The following is a 16,510-nucleotide window of genomic DNA, read 5'->3' as shown; positions in this document are numbered from 1 at the left end:
ATGCCGGACAAGCTGCCGCCGGACACGTCAAAGCTGCTGCTGTGCCCGATGCCGGGCGTCATCACCGGCATCGCGGTCGGCATAGGCGACGAGGTTGAGGCCGGGCAGGCGCTGGCGACCGTCGAGGCCATGAAGATGGAAAACATCCTGCGCGCGGAAAAACGCGGCCGCGTCGCCAAGGTCTCGGCGAAACCGGGCGACAGCCTCGCGGTGGACGAGGTCATTCTCGAATTCGAGTGACGGTCGCCGCCGTTTCTTCGGAACGCATGCGGGCCGGAGCGGTTTACGGGCACAGGGTGGACCGTTCGATTGTCGTCATGATCGGCCGCCACGATGCGGAAATGAAATGCAGAAGGGGAGAGATGCATGTCGGGTGAAAAAACGGTGCGGGACTGGCTTGAGCTTGCCGAAAAGGAGCTGAAGCGTTCACCGGACACGCTCGTCTGGCACACGCCGGAAGACATCGCGGTCAAGCCGCTTTATACGGTCGACGATCTGCAGGACGTTTCGCATCTGAACAGCCTGCCGGGCTTTGCGCCATTCACACGCGGCCCGCGCGCCACCATGTATGCCGGGCGGCCCTGGACCATCCGTCAATATGCCGGTTTTTCCACGGCGGAGGCCTCGAACGCCTTTTACCGCAAGGCGCTCGCCGCCGGCCAGCAGGGCGTTTCCGTGGCCTTCGATCTCGCCACCCATCGTGGCTATGACAGCGATCATCCCCGCGTGGAAGGCGATGTCGGCAAGGCTGGCGTGGCGATCGACAGCGTCGAGGACATGAAAATCCTGTTCGACAGCATTCCGCTCGAAAAAGTCTCCGTATCGATGACCATGAACGGCGCGGTCATTCCCGTCCTCGCCAATTTCATCGTTGCGGGGGAGGAGCAGGGCGTTCCGCGCGCTGCGCTTTCCGGCACCATTCAGAACGATATCCTCAAGGAGTTCATGGTCCGCAATACCTATATCTACCCACCGGAACCCTCGATGCGGATCATTGCCGACATCATCGAATATACGGCAAAAGAGATGCCGAAATTCAATTCCATTTCCATTTCCGGCTATCACATGCAGGAAGCGGGCGCCACGCTCACGCAGGAGCTTGCCTTCACCCTGGCGGATGGCCGGGAATATGTCCGCGCCGCTTTGGCCAAGGGGCTGAATGTCGATGACTTCGCCGGCCGCCTGTCGTTCTTTTTCGCCATCGGCATGAATTTCTTCATGGAGGCAGCCAAGCTGCGCGCCGCGCGCCTGCTGTGGTCGCGCATCATGGAGGAATTCAAGCCGCAAAAGGCGTCGTCGCTGATGCTGCGCACCCATTGTCAGACATCGGGCGTCTCGCTGCAGGAGCAGGACCCCTATAACAACATCGTCCGCACCGCCTTCGAGGCCATGTCCGCCGTGCTGGGCGGCACGCAGTCGCTGCACACCAATTCCTTCGATGAGGCGATTGCCCTGCCGACGGAATTTTCCGCCCGCATCGCCCGCAATACCCAGCTCATCCTGCAGCATGAAACCGGCGTCACCAAGGTCGTCGACCCGCTGGCCGGCTCCTATTATGTCGAAAGCCTGACGAACGAACTGGCTGGGAAGGCCTGGGCGCTGATCGAAGAGGTGGAGGCACTTGGCGGTATGACCAAGGCCGTGGCGGAGGGCCTGCCGAAACGGTTGATCGAGGAGGCGGCAACCCGCCGCCAGGCGGCGGTGGACAAGGGCGAGGAGGTCATCGTCGGCGTCAACCGTTACCGGCTGGAAACGGAAGAGGATATCGATGTCCTCGATATCGATAACGCCGCCGTGCGCGCCGCCCAGATCCGCCGCATCGAGGAGACGCGCCGCCGTCGCGACGGCAAGGATGTGACCTCAGCCCTGGCGGCACTTTCCGAAGTCGCCCGCAGCGGCAAGGGCAATATTCTCGAAGCCGCGGTTGTCGCCGCCCGCGCCCGCGCCACGGTGGGAGAGATTTCCGATGCGCTGCGGGCTGCCTTCGGCGACCATGCGGCCGTGCCGGAGGTGGTGAGCGATATTTACGGTGAGGCTTACAAGGACGAGCCGGAACTTGCCACGCTCGCCGCCCGGCTCTCCGGCGTCGCCGAACGGATCGGCAGCAAACCGCGCATCATGGTCGCAAAGCTCGGCCAGGACGGGCATGATCGCGGCGCGAAGGTCATTGCCTCCGCTTTCGGCGATATCGGTTTCGACGTGCTGGCCGGCCCGTTGTTTCAGACGCCCGTTGAAGCGGCTGATCTCGCCATTCAGAACAGGGTGCATGTGGTGGGCATGTCGTCGCTCGCCGCCGGTCACAAGACGCTTGCACCGCAGCTGGTCGAGGCGCTGAAACAGAAAGGCGCGGAAGACATCATCGTTGTCGTCGGCGGCGTCATTCCGCGACAGGACTATCAGTTTTTGCTCGACCACGGGGTCTCGGCGATCTTCGGACCCGGCACCAATGTCATGGATGCCGCCAACAAGGTTCTCGACCTGCTGGAAGGCATCCGGCGCAACGCGTGAGGGGAGTGTGCCGATGTTTGGAAGACTAAATCACGTCGCCATCGCGGTGCCCGATCTCGATGCCGCCGTTGCCCGTTACAGGGCGTTGGGCGCTGACGTCTCGGAGCCGCAGTCGCTCCCCGAACACGGCGTGACGGTGGTGTTCATCCAGGCGGAAAACACCAAGATCGAACTTCTTCATCCGCTCGGGGAGAAATCGCCGATTGCCGCGTTTCTTGACCGCAATCCGGGCGGCGGCACCCATCACCTCTGTTTCGAGGTGGCGGATATCGTCGTGGCCCGCGACGATCTCGTCAAAAAAGGCGTCCGTATCCTGGGAGATGGCGAGCCGAAGATCGGTGCGCATGGCAATCCCGTTCTTTTCCTGCACCCGAAAGACATGGGCGGTGTGCTCTACGAGCTTGAGCAGGTTGGCCCGACACACGGCTGAAACACGAACCCCCTAAGACGCTTGGCATGCGGCGGACGGCGAGCGGCCGCCGATCCGCCTTTGCCGAAACGTGTTTCGTTTGTTTTCTTTTGACATTCGTTTTGTTTTCGTTTTTATGGCAATTGTCTTTCAACGATGGGGAACGATCCCCCGGCGCTGTCGTGGAGGCTCTATGTCCGGCGAAAACATTTTCGATCTTTTTGTCATTGGTGGTGGCATCAATGGCTGCGGCATTGCCCGCGATGCGGTGGGCAGGGGGTATTCCGTGGCGCTTGCGGAAAAGAGCGATTTTGCCTCCGGCACCTCTTCCGCCGCCACCAAGCTCATCCATGGCGGCCTGCGTTATCTCGAACATTACGAATTCCGCCTCGTGCGCGAAGCCCTGATGGAACGGGAAATCCTCTGGGCGATGGCCCCGCATGTCATCTGGCCGATGCGTTTCGTCCTCCCCATCCAGAAGGGCGGCGTGCGCCCGGCCTGGATGGTCCGGCTCGGCCTGTTTCTTTATGACAATCTCGGCGGCCGCAAGCTTTTGCCGGCGACCCGCACGCTCGATCTGAGGCGAGACCCGGCCGGAAAGCCGCTGAAACCGGCTTTCGCCAAGGCTTTCGAATATTCCGATGGCTGGGTGGACGACGCCCGTTTCGTGGTTCTCAATGCGCGCGATGCCGCCGACCGCGGCGCAACCATCATGAACCGAACGCGGGTTGTTTCCGCACGGCGCGAAGGGGGGCTGTGGCTCATCGAGACGCTGGACGAAAAAACCGGACTAGCGGCCACGCACAAGGCGCGCATGCTGGTCAATGCCGCCGGCCCATGGGTGGACAAGGTGCTTTCCGGCGTCTTCGGCCGCAATGACGTGCATAATGTGCGGCTCGTGCAGGGCAGCCACATCATCGTGCGCAGGAAGTTTTCCGATCCGCGCGCCTATTTCTTCCAGAACCCGGATAACCGCATCATTTTCGCCATTCCCTATGAGCGCGATTTCACGCTGATCGGCACCACGGACCGCGATTACCAGGGCGATCCCGCCAGGGTGCGTATCTCCGAGGACGAGATTTCCTATCTGTGCAATGCGGCCAGCGACTATTTCAGCGAATCGGTAAAGCCGGAAGACATCGTCTGGACCTATTCCGGCGTGCGGCCGCTTTTTGACGACGGCGCTTCGAAAGCACAGGAGGCCACGCGCGACTACGTGCTGAAGGTGGAGGAGTCTAAGGGCGAAGCGCCGCTCCTCAATATTTTCGGCGGCAAGCTTACCACCTATCGGCGTCTCGCCGAACATGCGCTGGAAAAGATCGGCGCGGCGATCGGCGAGAAAGGCAAGCCGTGGACGGCGGGCTCCCGCCTGCCGGGCGGCGATTTCGGCGCGGAGAGATACGAGGCGCAGGTGAGGGCTCTGATCGACCATTATCCCTTCCTCGACCGCCGGCATGCAGAACGCCTCGTCAGGAACTATGGCACGAAGGCGGCCGATCTGCTGGGCGCCGCCACCGATCTCTCCGGCCTCGGCCGCCATTTCGGCGGCACGCTTTACGAGTGCGAGGTTCGCTTTCTGGTGATGCACGAATGGGCTTGCGCGGCTGAGGACATTCTCTGGCGGCGCACCAAGCAGGGGCTGTTGCTCAGCAGGGAGCAGGCGGCCGGCTTGGATGAATTCGTCCGGCTTCTGACCGGCGTTGAGGACAAGGCCTTCGCCGTGGCCAGGCAGGCCTGAACCTTCGGCAATTGCCGATCAGCCAGCGGAATTCCTCCCCAGCCTCTCAGGGCCGTCGGCGCTCAATATATAGTCGTCCGCGGCGGAAAGCGCGTGTTCCATATGCCCTTCGAATACCAGTTCCGGTTCGTCGGGCGCGATGGCGATTTTCGGCATGCCGCCGAAACGCACCGCTTGCGATTGCGCCAGACCGTCGCGCAGGCCGCTTTCCAGGAGATCGAAATAACGCGTGCCGGGGCCGGTGATGAAGACGGGCATATGGCCGTGCAGGCTGAAGAGGCGTGAGAGACCGTTGCCGAGCGCAAGACCGGCGGTGCGGAAGGCAAAGCGCGCCATGCGGGCGCCGGTGCGCGCCGAGGCGGCGATCTTGTCCACCTCCGCAATCGGCACGAATTTCGCCGGCTCCGCCTGCGGCGGGGCTTCGAAAGCGGAACGCAGGATGGCGTAAAATCCGGAATAGGCTTCGATACAGCCTTTGCTGCCGCAACGACACAGCGCGCCATCGGCCAGATGCAGCATATGGCCGAAATTGGGGGCGCTGACCTCGATCGCGCCGCCCGTTGCGCGGGCGATACCAAGGCCGATGCTGTGGCCGAGCGACAGGGTGACGAGCGCCTCCGGTGGCGCATTTCCCTTTTCCTTCGCCTGCTCACGCATCCAGATGGCCTTGGCGGCGAGCAGGGTTTCGTTGTTCAGCGTCACACGGATGCGGCCGTCCGCGGAAAGCAATTGCCGGAAATCGATCCTTTCGTCGCCGAGAACAGGCGACCAGACGAGCGTTGCCGCGGCCGCATCCACCAGCCCCTTGCTGCTGACCGAGACCTGGAGAATATCGTTTCGGTCGATACGCGAGCGATCGGCAAGTCTTGCGAGGCCGGCGAGGATCGCGTTGCCGAACGCGCCTTTCTCGGCCGTGATCCTCTGTTCGGTAAAACGGTCCACCAGCTTGCCGGCATAATCGACCAGCGAATATTGCACGCTGTCGGAGGAAATGATGACGATGGCGACGTGGCAGAAGGCACCGTTCGGCCCGAAAAGCATGCGCGGCCGCCCGCGCCCGGCGGCGGCAAGCTGTTCCTTGCGCAAGATAAGACCGGCGCGCTCCAGTTCCGTGGTGATGGCGGAGACGGTGGCGGAGGCAAGCCCGGTGAAGGACGACATGTCGGTATGGGAAAGGCTGCCGTGCAGGCGCAGCGACGCCATCACCGACAGGCTGTTTTTCTGGCGCACCAGTTCCGTACTTGCAATGGCGGACATGGGCTGGGGCCTGCTCCCTGAACGGCTTTTTCCTGTCGTGCTGATCCTGTCTGATGGCGCATGCCAAAGAGAAGATCAAGGCACCCGGATGCTGCCCGCAGCCGTTGTTGACAGCATGGGGAATCTCTGACATTAATTTTCTCGACTGTCGAGAAAATTGTGAAATCACAGAGACCGTCAGCTTTTTTCCGGGCGTTTTCCCTGCATGGAGGTGTAGGGCCTCGCCCTTACCGGGAGGACATCATGAATTCTTTTGCCAAGCTTTTGGCGGGTACGGCCGTACTCGTTTCCCTGCATACTGCCGCCATTGCAGCCGATCTCGTGGTCGGCGTGTCCTGGTCGAATTTTCAAGAAGAGCGCTGGAAGACCGATGAGGCGGCCATCAAGGCAGCGCTCGACAAGGCCGGCGCGAAATATATCTCCGCTGATGCCCAGTCTTCCGCCGCAAAGCAGCTGACCGACGTGGAATCACTGATCTCGCAGGGCGCCAATGCGCTGATCATTCTGGCGCAGGACAGCGACGCGATCGGTCCGGCGGTCGAAAAAGCCGTTGCCGAGGGCATTCCGGTCGTCGGTTACGACCGCCTGATCGAAAACCAGAACGCCTTCTACATCACCTTCGACAACAAGGAAGTCGGCCGTCTGCAGGCCGCCGAAGTCTTCAAGGTCAAGCCGGAAGGCAATTATGTCTTCATCAAGGGCTCGTCTTCCGATCCGAATGCGGACTTCCTGTTCGCCGGTCAGCAGGAAGTGCTGAAGGCCGCCATTGACGGCGGCAAGATCAAGAATGTCGGCGAGGCCTATACCGATGGCTGGAAGCCGGAAAATGCCCAGAAGAACATGGAACAGTTCCTGACCAAGAATAACAACAAGGTCGATGCGGTCGTCGCCTCGAACGATGGCACGGCCGGTGGCGCAATCGCCGCTCTCGCCGCGCAGGGCATGGCCGGTTCGGTTCCCGTTTCCGGCCAGGATGCCGATTTCGCGGCGTTGAACCGCGTCGCGCTCGGCACGCAGACGGTGTCTGTCTGGAAGGACAGCCGCGAACTCGGCAAGGAAGCGGCCGGCATCGCGCTGGAACTGGCGGGCGGCAAGAAGATGACCGAAATCAAGGGCGTCACCACCTTTGATGGCGGTCCGAAGAAGGTCACGATGCAGTCGGTCTTCCTCAAGCCGATCGCCATCACCAAGGACAATCTCGGCACTGTCATCGATGCCGGCTGGATCAAGAAGGAAACGGCCTGCCAGGGTGTGAAGGCCGGAACCGTCAAGGCCTGCGATTGATCGAAGAGGTCACGGTTCGGGCGCCGCGCCATGGTTCATGGCGCGGCGCCTTTAGAGCATTTCCAGGAAAAGTGAAGCCCGGTTTTCCGTTTGGAAATGCGCCAGAACAAGGAGTTAGAGCGTTTTCGCGATTCAGGGGAAAGCGAAAGCGCTCTAAGATGTGAGGAGCACCGGCAGTCCATGGCCGATATGACCCAATCCAATTCCACGGCGTCGCAAAAGACGGAAAAGACAGGCTCGATAACGCGCTTCATCAGCGCCACCGAGCTGGATACCAGGCTGCTCGGCATGGTCGGCGCGCTTCTTCTGATCTGGATCGGATTTCATATCCTGTCCGGCGGCCTGTTCCTGACGCCCAGAAACCTATGGAACCTTTCGGTGCAGACCGCGTCCGTGGCTGTCATGGCGACCGGCATGGTGCTTGTCATCGTCACCCGCAATATCGACCTGTCGGTCGGCTCCATCCTCGGTTTTTCCGGCATGATCATGGGTGTCATGCAGGCGGAAATCCTGCCGCAGATCCTCGGCTTCGAACATTGGGCGACATGGATCGTCACGCTGCTCACCGGCATTCTCGTCGGCGGCGCGATCGGCATGTTGCAGGGCTCGATCATCGCTTTCCTCAACGTGCCGTCCTTCATCGTCACGCTCGGCGGCCTGCTCGTCTGGCGCGGCGGCACCTGGTTCATCACCAGCGGCCGCACCGTGGCACCGATGGATTCCACCTTCCGCCTGATGGGCGGCGGCACCAGCGGCTCGATCGGCGCGACATGGAGCTGGATCGCCGCCATCGTCGCCTGCGTCGCCATCGTGGCGGCCATCCTGAATTCCCGCCATCAGCGCCGCCGTTTCGGCTTTCCGCTGCGGCCGGTCTGGGCGGAATATTTTCTGGTGGCGCTCGGCTGCCTTGTCGTCATCGGCTTCGTGGCGGTGGTCAACAGCTATCCATGGCCGATCAACATCGCCCGCAACTATGCCGACGCCAATGGCATCGCCTGGCCGGAAGGCGGGCTGTTCATTTCGCACGGCATTGCCATTCCGGTGCTGATGGCGCTTGCCGTCGGTGCGGTGATGACCTTCATTGCCACGCGGCTGCGTTTCGGACGATACGTCTTCGCCATCGGCGGCAATCCGGAAGCGGCGGAGCTGGCCGGCATCAAGACCCGCTGGGTGACGGTGAAGATCTTCACGCTGATGGGCGTTCTCTGCGCCATCGCCGCGGCGATTTCGACCGCCCGCCTCAACGCCGCCACCAATGCCCAGGGTGAACTGGACGAGCTTTACACCATTGCCGCGGCCGTCATCGGCGGCACGTCGCTGGCCGGCGGTGTCGGAACCATAGCGGGCGCGATGCTTGGCGCGCTCGTCATGCAATCGCTGCAATCCGGCATGGTGCTGGTGGGCATCGATACGCCCTTCCAGCGCATCGTCGTTGGTGTGGTTCTGGTCGTCGCCGTCTGGCTCGACACCATCTACCGCGCCCGCGCCAAGTAAGAACCGAGGAGAATTCCTATGACGGACCAAGTCACGCCCCTCGTGGAAATGCGCAATATTTCCATTTCCTTCGGCGGTATCCATGCGGTGGAAAACGCCTCTGTCGATCTTTTTCCCGGCGAGGTGGTCGCCCTTCTCGGCCACAATGGCGCGGGCAAATCGACGCTTATCAAAATCCTGTCCGGCGCATACCGGCGCGATGGCGGCGATATCCTCATCAATGGTGAGGATGCGGATATCCGTAATCCCCGCGACGCCAAGAAATACGGCATCGAGACCATCTACCAGACGCTGGCCGTGGCCGATAATGTCGATGCGGCGGCCAATCTTTATCTCGGCCGCGAGCTGAAGACGAAATGGGGCACGCTGGATGATGTCGCCATGGAAGCCTCGGCTCGCGAGGTGATGGGCCGTCTCAACCCGAATTTCCGGCGGTTCAAGGAGCCGGTGAAGGCGCTGTCCGGCGGCCAGCGGCAGTCGGTCGCCATTGCCCGCGCCATTCTGTTCGATGCCCGCATCCTCATCATGGACGAGCCGACGGCCGCACTCGGGCCGCAGGAAACGGCGCAGGTGGGCGATCTCGTCAAGGAGCTGAAACGGCAGGGCATCGGCATCTTCCTCATCAGTCACGATATTCATGACGTCTTCGACCTGGCCGACCGGGTTTTCGTGATGAAAAACGGCAAGGTGGTCGGCCATGCCCGCACGCAGGATGTGACCAAGGACGAGGTGCTCGGCATGATCATTCTCGGCAAGGTGCCGCCAGGGGCTGTGCCGGGGCCGGGCGCGGTCGTGTCCTGACGGATGCCCATCACGGGGTTTCGTGGAGAAAGAAACCGAAGCACCGCCGCAACCGATGACAGACCGCGGGCGGGAATATTCCCGAGCATTCACCGAAGATCGGTGAAAGACGTTTTGACCGGCCCGATGAGACGATCCTGAACCGGCCCTTCACGCGTGACGCTATTGCAAGAAGCCTGACGTGCCGGCAGTTCGCGCTCGCCTACGCGATGAGGTCAGTGACCTCGAGGCGGCTGCGGCGGTAAATGTCGATATGATCTTGATCGAGACCTCGCGTGCCGGCGCTCGTTGACGCGGTCGCGGCCTTGGTGGAGTTTCGGCGGGCTGTACCCTGATAATGGACGAGGCCCGGCGAAAGACCGGGCCTCGATCATCATTGGTGATGAAATCCCTTGGGAGGGGTTATGCGAATATCCGCAGACGCAGGATGCACCGGTTAACGTTGGGTGGTCCCGGCTGGAGGACGGTGCGGGAACACCCTGTCTCGTGCATCTAACCGGCTGCGGACATGAAATTGCTCAATGCAGGTCGGCCAGTGCGAAACCGCTGGCGCTCAGCTCTGCACCCGCGGGCGGCAGGCCGTGCTGATTGATATCCTGGGCCAGCGACAGCAGCGCCATTTCCAGGAAATAGGTCGACATGCCCAGTTCCATGGATTTCGAGCGCTGGCAAAGATAGGAGACCATCCTTCCAAGCGCCAGAATCTCGTCTGCATTGTCCTGTTCAACCTGTTCAAGTAGTGCTGTGGTAGACGCCGCCATGCTTCCCTCTCGACAATCGACAGTATGAAAACGCGCTGATATCGCGTTATGCATTTTCGACCATATCGAGCGTCACGCGAGCGTCACACCTGCGTCAATCTTCGCTTTTGTCCGCCGCTGCATTGGCATTTTCTGCCGTTTCGGTCGCGGCGAGCGACGTGACGAGCGCGACGATGCTTCTGCGAACGGTTGCGCTCTTGATCCGGGAAAAGGCCTGGTTGAGCGAAAAGCCTTCATTCGAGGCTACGAACGTCTGCATGGCGTTGATTGTGCCGAGCGCGGGATTGGCAATGCCGCCATCGGGGGTGGCATTGGCGAACAGCGAGCTGACCTCCACGCCGAGAATGGACGCGATGGCCTGCAAACGGGACGCGCCGACGCGATTGGCGCCTTTTTCATACTTCTGCACCTGTTGGAAGGTGATGCCCAATCGCCCGGCCAGAGCACTCTGACTCATGCCGAGCGACTTGCGGCGCATTCTGATTTGTGTGCCCACATGCACATCGATCGGGCTGGGTAATTTGGCTTGCATCATGAACTCCTCCAGTTGTGAGGTTCTTAAATCCGATGGTTATCAATTAATATTGTTGAAGGTATACATTCAACACAATTTCCACGGGTATTATGAAGCTTTATTGACAAAATGAAGCGATTTTCTGTTCATAAAAGTGTGTCCGCATCGCGATTAATGACCTTCGTGGCGCAACGCAACGCCCCGTTGCGACTCACCAGATGGCTCCACCCGGCCACACCGATGGCCTGAAAGCCGAGCCGGTTCCAAATCTGCCGGTTCATCGCGTCGAATTCCTCAAGCGCCTCCGTATCGCCGAAATGCGGAATCCAGACGAATGGCTGTTTCTGACCGGAACGGATGACATTTTCAAGAAGGACATTGTTATAGAGCCTGGGGATGCATTTGCCGGTATCGATGGCGGGTGAAACCGGGATGGGATTTCGTTCGATCGCAAAGCCCTGCCGCACCAGCGAAATCGCCGATGCATCCAGTTTTCGTTTCAGCTCGGTCGCCGCGCGGGCATTGCAGCCGCCATGCGCCACGGGGTCGGCCACCAGGAGAAGAGGCGCGCCGTCCCGCCTGAGACCGGTGACGGAAACGAACTGGTCGACGTGAAAGCCGCATTGGTGCATTTTCCCGCCGGTGCTTTCCGGGCCGCCCCGCCGTGACGCGGCAGGATCGCGGGAGATCGGGACATTGCCAAGGTCTTCCGGCCTGTAGCCGAAACCGCGCACGGTCCGGCTGTCGAGGGCCTGGATATTCCGCCATCGTTGCGAAGGGGCGGCAGCGTTTCTGTCGACCGCCCTGTCATCCCACAGGCTGGAATGGCCAACCAGCCGGAAATCGGGGCCGACAAGCTGATTGCCACCCGCCAGGATGACATCCGGCTTGGTAATTTTTGCTCCGAGATGGTCAGCCAGCCTGAGGCCGACGGCGTTTTCGCCCACCAGCACAATGTCCGCCGAAGGCGTTGCCTCGCGATCATCCATGCGGGCATGCAGCATGTCCTGTATCCACGGATGCGAAACGCTTCCGTCTGGACCAAGCGGCAGCAGCTGGATGCGACAGCGGGCCGACAGCTTGTCGAGCCAGTTTTGCGCCGGGGCAAAACTGGCGTGATCGATCACGATGAGGGTGGTGAGCTCCGAAGGCAGGGCCGAAAGCAGGTTTGCGATTGGAACGAGCGGGAAAACGGTGTCGTCGGGTCTGCTTTGCGCCAGAAAGGCGGCGGGCAGTGCAAGTGCGATGATACGGATCGGCCCGCCGCAATCGGGCACCAGAGGCAAGGGCCGGGTCGCGGTCAAGACGCTTTTTCTCCAGTCAGCCGCCGTGCGGCCAATTGCTGAAAAAACAGGGTATTCTGCAGCGTCCAGGCGGGCGACGGCGGCGATGGCGAGGCTTCCGCCGTGAGCAGCGCCAGAAGCCTCGCCGCATCGTTTCGTTTGACGGAAACCGCATTGGTGGCAAGCAAATTCGCTGCCGCGGAACCGAGGCCCGCTGTGGTTGCCATGGAACGCCATGTCCTGCGGGTAAAATGCAGCTTGCGGGCGGCCAGCGCCAGCGCATCCCCTTCGCCGGGAGCAAGCATGCGGCGGCAGGCGTCCAGCGTCGCCTCGGCGTCGACCAGCGCGACGGTCAGCGGACGGTAATCGAGTTCTCCCGGCGCGTGGCTGACCGCCACGTCGGCATCGGAGAAACGCCGCCCGTCCCGATAGGCCTCGAAGATCTCACCGATGCCGGTCATGCCGAAAATCGCGCATTCCGCCGCTCTGAGCGCACCCATGCTGGCCGCGCCGAGAACGGTGACGCCTTGCGACAGCGCATGCAGGATTTCCTTGTGCCAGACGGCGGCGCAATCGCCGTAAAGGCCGTCGATCAGCCCGATGGTCCGAACGCCCCGCTGAACCGCATCGAAAATATCGCCACAGGCCGCCGGACCGCGCAGATCGAGGCCGGACAAGGGCTCGCCGGTCATGCCGTGAATGGAAGGGCCTGCAAAAACCACGGGTTTCATCGGGCGCCTCCGGCATGCAGCAAGTGATCGAGCGTGCGCGCTGATATGCGTTGCAGGCCGCCGGCGGCCGGGGCGAGCCCGGCTGCCAGAACCCGCACGACATGCAGGCCCGGTACGTCCGTCTCCAGCGGAAAGACATAAATATCCTCGATGCCGCCGGTAAAGAGATGCTCGGCAAGCTGACGCCATCGCGGCGCGGAGGCGTTCCCATCCGCAAAAGCGAGATTGACCGGCAGCTGTTCAACCCGGCGGCTCCCGGGAGCCGCCGCGGAGATGTCCCGCTGGTAGCGCAGCGGCGACAGATCGTCTCTTGCGCCGCTGATATCGGTCAATCGCGACTGGATCGCCTCCAGCAGCGCCGCAATCGCGGCATCAACGGCCTTGGGACGGCACGCCGCACCCGCGGCGCTGCGGCTCGCAGGCCCGTCCTGTGCCTGAAGCGAGCGCGGCAGGCTCGCCATCACCACCGGCACGCCGAGCGCATTCGTCAGGTCGTAGAAGGACGGCGGCAGGCCGATATTCGAAAGGTGTTGGACAAGGTTGTCGAGGGAGGGGTCGGCCCCCGCCGCAACGAGGAGCGGTTGCGGGGCGGTGGCCCGGGTTTCAAACGTGTCGATGAGAAAGCAGGCGTCGTTTTCAATGAGTTCGAGCAGGGCGTGGAGCACCGCATGGTCGTGGTCGAAACCGGCCGCAAGGCCTTGGGAACTCATGAGGAACGCCTGCCGGTCCCAGGGGAAATCCGCCCGGAAGTCCATACCCACGAGCTCGTAAGGCGCAAAAATATCCTGTTGCCGGCGAATGGATGTTCCCTTCACCCAGGCACGTTCTTTTCGCGGATCGAGAGTGTCCGGATCGACGCGGCCTATGGTATCGAAGGCAACGAGGGGAACAGCCTTGTTCCGCATCTCCTGAATGGAGCCGAACGCGGCGACATGTCTGCGGGTGTCTTCGGCAACCGCGCCTTCGATCGCCTCCATGATGGCCGAAATCCGGGCCTGTTCCGCATCCAGCCCCTTGCCCTGCGAGACGGACAAACCGCGCGAATTGGGCCGGACCGCAAACCAGACGGGGATACCGATAATATCGAGACCGGTCACATCGCCGACACGGGTAATCCCGAACCGCCGAAGCAGTCCGGGATCGAAGAACGAAGCGTCTGCATGCCTTGAAGCCGCTGTCGCTGACATGGGAGTACCGGCAGCGCTCAAGGCCGCACAACCACTATTCAGGGCGCCGAGTTGGGGTCGTCGGCGAGGATGGCGTCGAACAGCTCGCCGGTGACGGAACCCGCCGGACCGACAGCCTTCAGCGCCGCGCCGATCGGGGCCTGCACCATGCGGTTGAAATCCCAGCCGGCGTCGGTCACTTCGCCGATAAAGGCGAAATCGGCTTCCGAAACCACGGCGCCGCCGGAGACGAGGGCTTCGATGCCCTGGATCTGGACCTGGTCCAGCTCGGCCTCGGGCTGGCCATCCTGGCGCACCAGCATGGCCTTTGCCGCAGCCGCGACGCGGGCATAGCCGTCCACGCCGGGGTGGCTGGCTTCATAAGCCGCGATCGTCTCATGCGATACGGACGCGACCCGAAGCGGTGTCGTGCGAATGAAAAGAACGCCGAAGCCCTTTTTTCCAACAATGAAGAAATGCGATGACATAATATCTCCTATTTGATCCCAGCTAATCGAAGTGCGTGATAGAATTTTTCATTCGCTATCGGGTCGCGGTCTGGAGACAGGCTGCTGATCTCCCTCGCCGTCATACCCGGATAGTTTTCCTGAAGCCTGCCGCCGGCTTCCCGGGCAGCGGCCAAATCGCCATGGAGCGCGTGGCTCGCGGTCAAGACCCGCAACGCCGGCTCGTCATTTTCCATCCGTCCGCATAATTCCACCGCCGCGCCGTAATCCTCGCGCTTGAAGGCGATGCTGGCGCCCGCCCACCAGTAGATGTCGGGCGCGAGCGGATTGAGATCGATCGCCTGCCGGAACTTCTCCCAGGCGGTTTCGGCATCGCCGAAATGGGCGAGCGCATCGGCATGCTGGAGCAGGAGGTCGGCGGAATTGGGCGCAAGCGCCTCCGCCTCGAAGAATTTTTCGGCGGATATGTCGAAATCCCGCTGGTAAAGCGCCACCACGGCACACATCCAGTGGCCGACGCCGAGGGCGGGGTCGATCTCCACGGAGGCGTCGGCTTCCGCCTTGGCCCGGTGCAGCAGGTGCGGGTCGTTGCCGCCGAGCATCAGCCATTCCAGCTGCAGGCTCTGCGCCACCCGGGCGCGGGCCACCGCCATGCTGTGATCGAGATCGACGGCCTTGCGGAACATCGAACGGGCTCTGCGCAGAAGCGGCAGGTCGCATTTGCCGCGCAGCAGCTGCTGGCCCTCCAGCAATTGCCGGTAGGCCTCGCCGCTGTGGTTGCGGTCAGGCTCCACCTGCAGCCGCTCGATCTCGCGGGCAAGCGCCGCCGCCACCTGTTTGGAGAGCAGGCGAAAGGCGGCGTGGATGTGCCGCTCGGTCAGGACGGCCTCGAGCGACCAGACGATTTCACCCGTTGCGTCCTCTATCAGCGCCACCGACATGTTCGTATCGTCGAAGACCGTCGAGGCGATCCGGTAGTCGGCCCGCAACATGGCGTAGCTGTCGTCGGACCGGTCGTGTGAGAGCGCGAAGGTGCTGTGCGGTGACAGGACCGTGAAGGTTCGGTATCGCACCAGGCTGTTGGCGACATCCTCGACAAAGGCCTGCATGACCGGCGGGACCGGAAGCCCGTCGATCCGAACCGGCCGTCCGAAAGCGACCCGGGGTTTTGCCGCGGGTTTTCGGCGGCTGCCCTCATCGGGCTCGGCCGGGGCGGCGATCGTCGAGGCGAGGCTCTGTATCCTGCGCCTCAGCGCCACGGTTTCGGCTTCCGGCGAGCGGGCCTCCTGGCGCAGCTGTTCCATCAGAAGCTGGAACATGCCCTCGCAGGCGCTGATGTTCCCGATCCGGGCATAGGCCGCCATGGCGGCGCGGTAGGTTTCCTCGCGCTCCGGCTCGATCTTGCAGGCGCATTCGGCAAGTCTGGCGATGTCGTTGGAACTGGCGCGGCCGAAACGCGTCAGTTCCTCCAGAAGCTGCGTGTAGCTCGAAAAGAACAGGTCCTTGAGGCGGCGTCTTTCCGACAGCAGCCAGAGGTAGAGATGATCCTGTCCGGTCTCCAGCCCCTCCAGCAGATCGCCGCCGAATTCGAGGAGGGCACGGAGCCGCCGCATCGGCTCCTCGGCCCTTGCGCCGGCAAGGAAAATGGCGAGGTCGGTGCGCTGCGCCAGCGTTCCGGCCTTCAGGTCGTTGCCATCGGTGACAAGGATCGCCTCGTCTTCGTTGGGCAGTTTCTGAAGGCGCAGGATCAGCTGCCGCAAATTGCCGAGAGCTCTTTTCTGCTCGACATTTTCCCACAGCAGCGACGCAGCCTGCTGGCGGGAAAGCGACTGGTTCGGGGCAAGGATCAGGGCGGCGGTGAGGGCGAAGCCCTTGGACGGGAAAAACGCTTCCCGCACCGCGTCACAGCGCGGGGTGCCAAAAAGCCGGATCGGTATCTGTTCAGCGTTCCCAGCCACTTTTGTCCCCTCATGAATCATCATCTAGCAACGTGTCCGGGAAATTGAAAGTCATCATAACGTTCCATTTGACGCTGGTGTGACGCGGCGTGCCTATTGTCGCAGACAGAAGCGCGAATGGCGGGCGGAAAACGGCAAG

The 16,510-nt window shown here is 62.1% G+C and carries 15 protein-coding genes; 7 read left to right on the top strand and 8 right to left on the bottom strand.

The annotated features are described in order from the left end of the window. From ACI2KA_RS23245 to ACI2KA_RS23230, 4 genes are all read left to right on the top strand, one after another. Positions 1–240 (top strand): acetyl-CoA carboxylase biotin carboxyl carrier protein subunit (locus tag ACI2KA_RS23245; protein WP_404504825.1); only part of this gene is annotated, 240 nt, incomplete at its 5' end. A gap of 126 nt (positions 241–366) precedes the next feature. Further along, entirely contained in the window at positions 367–2,508 is a 2,142-nt protein-coding gene (scpA, locus tag ACI2KA_RS23240; protein ID WP_404504824.1) for a methylmalonyl-CoA mutase, read from the top strand. Positions 2,509–2,521: 13 nt separating this feature from the next. Further along, on the top strand, positions 2,522–2,938 hold the full coding sequence (gene mce, locus ACI2KA_RS23235; protein ID WP_404504823.1) for a methylmalonyl-CoA epimerase: 417 nt from the start codon (positions 2,522–2,524) through the stop codon (positions 2,936–2,938). Positions 2,939–3,110: 172 nt separating this feature from the next. Beyond that, entirely contained in the window at positions 3,111–4,655 is a 1,545-nt protein-coding gene (locus ACI2KA_RS23230; protein WP_404504822.1) for a glycerol-3-phosphate dehydrogenase, read from the top strand. An 18-nt stretch (positions 4,656–4,673) separates the two neighbouring features. Here the strand turns inward: ACI2KA_RS23230 and ACI2KA_RS23225 are convergent, their stop codons facing one another. After that, the gene (locus ACI2KA_RS23225) at positions 4,674–5,912 is read right to left on the bottom strand and encodes an ROK family protein (RefSeq protein WP_404504821.1); all 1,239 of its coding nucleotides are present in this window, start codon (positions 5,910–5,912) and stop codon (positions 4,674–4,676) included. A gap of 243 nt (positions 5,913–6,155) precedes the next feature. Between ACI2KA_RS23225 and xylF the strand changes: the two genes are divergently transcribed. From xylF to ACI2KA_RS23210, 3 genes are all read left to right on the top strand, one after another. Continuing rightward, entirely contained in the window at positions 6,156–7,196 is a 1,041-nt protein-coding gene (gene xylF, locus ACI2KA_RS23220) for a D-xylose ABC transporter substrate-binding protein (RefSeq protein ID WP_404504820.1), read from the top strand. A 189-nt stretch (positions 7,197–7,385) separates the two neighbouring features. Continuing rightward, positions 7,386–8,690 carry a sugar ABC transporter permease gene (locus ACI2KA_RS23215; protein ID WP_404504828.1) on the top strand — a complete coding sequence of 435 codons (1,305 nt, stop codon included), beginning with the start codon at positions 7,386–7,388 and terminating at the stop codon, positions 8,688–8,690. An 18-nt stretch (positions 8,691–8,708) separates the two neighbouring features. Then, a complete protein-coding gene (locus ACI2KA_RS23210) occupies positions 8,709–9,491 on the top strand; it encodes an ATP-binding cassette domain-containing protein (RefSeq protein WP_404504819.1) in 783 nt (260 codons plus the stop codon). Positions 9,492–10,009: 518 nt separating this feature from the next. On the opposite strand, the gene ACI2KA_RS23205 is transcribed toward ACI2KA_RS23210, so the two are convergent. From ACI2KA_RS23205 to ACI2KA_RS23175, 7 genes are all read right to left on the bottom strand, one after another. After that, positions 10,010–10,252 carry a hypothetical protein gene (locus ACI2KA_RS23205; protein ID WP_404504818.1) on the bottom strand — a complete coding sequence of 81 codons (243 nt, stop codon included), beginning with the start codon at positions 10,250–10,252 and terminating at the stop codon, positions 10,010–10,012. Positions 10,253–10,346: 94 nt separating this feature from the next. Then, the gene (locus tag ACI2KA_RS23200) at positions 10,347–10,784 is read right to left on the bottom strand and encodes a helix-turn-helix domain-containing protein (RefSeq protein ID WP_404504827.1); all 438 of its coding nucleotides are present in this window, start codon (positions 10,782–10,784) and stop codon (positions 10,347–10,349) included. Positions 10,785–10,912: 128 nt separating this feature from the next. Next, positions 10,913–12,070 (bottom strand): hypothetical protein, encoded by a 1,158-nt coding sequence (locus tag ACI2KA_RS23195; RefSeq protein ID WP_404504817.1) that lies wholly within the window; start codon positions 12,068–12,070, stop codon positions 10,913–10,915. Further along, on the bottom strand, positions 12,067–12,780 hold the full coding sequence (locus ACI2KA_RS23190; RefSeq protein ID WP_404504816.1) for a TfuA-like protein: 714 nt from the start codon (positions 12,778–12,780) through the stop codon (positions 12,067–12,069). Before ACI2KA_RS23190 ends, ACI2KA_RS23195 begins: the two co-directional genes overlap by 4 nt. Continuing rightward, the gene (locus ACI2KA_RS23185; protein WP_404504815.1) at positions 12,777–13,967 is read right to left on the bottom strand and encodes a YcaO-like family protein; all 1,191 of its coding nucleotides are present in this window, start codon (positions 13,965–13,967) and stop codon (positions 12,777–12,779) included. The genes ACI2KA_RS23190 and ACI2KA_RS23185 overlap by 4 nt, the downstream gene beginning before the upstream one ends. Positions 13,968–14,005: 38 nt before the next feature. After that, the gene (locus ACI2KA_RS23180) at positions 14,006–14,434 is read right to left on the bottom strand and encodes a hypothetical protein (RefSeq protein WP_404504814.1); all 429 of its coding nucleotides are present in this window, start codon (positions 14,432–14,434) and stop codon (positions 14,006–14,008) included. A gap of 8 nt (positions 14,435–14,442) precedes the next feature. Continuing rightward, on the bottom strand, positions 14,443–16,395 hold the full coding sequence (locus ACI2KA_RS23175) for a BTAD domain-containing putative transcriptional regulator (RefSeq protein WP_404504813.1): 1,953 nt from the start codon (positions 16,393–16,395) through the stop codon (positions 14,443–14,445). Positions 16,396–16,510 lie beyond the last annotated feature (115 nt).

Source organism: Agrobacterium sp. NPDC089420, from assembly GCF_044900305.1.
Taxonomy (GTDB): Bacteria; Pseudomonadota; Alphaproteobacteria; order Rhizobiales; family Rhizobiaceae; genus Agrobacterium.
Note: the sequence above shows the minus strand (reverse complement) of the source record. Positions and strands in the feature narration are given on the sequence as shown.

What these genes read in the sequence shown, in the direction of transcription:
- xylF (WP_404504820.1), top strand. Translation starts at nt 6,156, where the DNA reads ATGAATTCTTTTGCCAAGCTTTTGGCGGGTACGGCCGTACTCGTTTCC.
- ACI2KA_RS23230 (WP_404504822.1), top strand. Translation starts at nt 3,111, where the DNA reads ATGTCCGGCGAAAACATTTTCGATCTTTTTGTCATTGGTGGTGGCATC.
- scpA (WP_404504824.1), top strand. Translation starts at nt 367, where the DNA reads ATGTCGGGTGAAAAAACGGTGCGGGACTGGCTTGAGCTTGCCGAAAAG.
- ACI2KA_RS23205 (WP_404504818.1), bottom strand. Translation starts at nt 10,252, where the DNA reads ATGGCGGCGTCTACCACAGCACTACTTGAACAGGTTGAACAGGACAAT.
- ACI2KA_RS23200 (WP_404504827.1), bottom strand. Translation starts at nt 10,784, where the DNA reads ATGCAAGCCAAATTACCCAGCCCGATCGATGTGCATGTGGGCACACAA.
- ACI2KA_RS23185 (WP_404504815.1), bottom strand. Translation starts at nt 13,967, where the DNA reads ATGTCAGCGACAGCGGCTTCAAGGCATGCAGACGCTTCGTTCTTCGAT.
- ACI2KA_RS23210 (WP_404504819.1), top strand. Translation starts at nt 8,709, where the DNA reads ATGACGGACCAAGTCACGCCCCTCGTGGAAATGCGCAATATTTCCATT.
- ACI2KA_RS23215 (WP_404504828.1), top strand. Translation starts at nt 7,386, where the DNA reads ATGACCCAATCCAATTCCACGGCGTCGCAAAAGACGGAAAAGACAGGC.
- ACI2KA_RS23190 (WP_404504816.1), bottom strand. Translation starts at nt 12,780, where the DNA reads ATGAAACCCGTGGTTTTTGCAGGCCCTTCCATTCACGGCATGACCGGC.
- ACI2KA_RS23225 (WP_404504821.1), bottom strand. Translation starts at nt 5,912, where the DNA reads ATGTCCGCCATTGCAAGTACGGAACTGGTGCGCCAGAAAAACAGCCTG.
- ACI2KA_RS23175 (WP_404504813.1), bottom strand. Translation starts at nt 16,395, where the DNA reads ATGATGATTCATGAGGGGACAAAAGTGGCTGGGAACGCTGAACAGATA.
- ACI2KA_RS23180 (WP_404504814.1), bottom strand. Translation starts at nt 14,434, where the DNA reads ATGTCATCGCATTTCTTCATTGTTGGAAAAAAGGGCTTCGGCGTTCTT.
- mce (WP_404504823.1), top strand. Translation starts at nt 2,522, where the DNA reads ATGTTTGGAAGACTAAATCACGTCGCCATCGCGGTGCCCGATCTCGAT.